This window comes from Pseudomonas sp. SIMBA_068 (assembly GCF_046534705.1).
Classification (GTDB): Bacteria; Pseudomonadota; Gammaproteobacteria; order Pseudomonadales; family Pseudomonadaceae; genus Aquipseudomonas; species Aquipseudomonas putida.
Genome location: NZ_JAWRYI010001136.1, coordinates 1 through 252, shown reverse-complemented (window position 1 = coordinate 252; position 252 = coordinate 1). Strand labels below are relative to the sequence as shown.

Genomic DNA, 252 nt, shown 5'->3' with positions numbered 1-252 from the left:
CCCGACCAACCCGGACTACTGGGACTTCCTGTATTTCTCCTTCACCATCTGCGTGGCGGTGCAAACCTCGGACGTCGGCGTGGCCACCCGCGAGCTGCGCAAGATCGTCCTCGCCCAGTCGCTGATCGGTTTTCGGTTCAACCCCGCAATCCTCGGTTTCTCGATCAATATCGCCGCCGGGCTGTTCAGTTGAGGCTGCACAAAACTTCTAGACCCCAGACCTGGCACCGCCGTTAACTGCCAGGGTTGCCG

The 252-nt window shown here is 60.7% G+C and carries 1 protein-coding gene; it reads left to right on the top strand.

Features of this window, described 5'->3' with window-relative positions; all coding sequences use genetic code 11:
• On the top strand, positions 1 to 193 hold a 193-nt coding region (locus tag SB756_RS33050; RefSeq protein WP_410913631.1), incomplete at its 5' end, for a DUF1345 domain-containing protein.
• Positions 194 to 252: the final 59 nt, after the last annotated feature.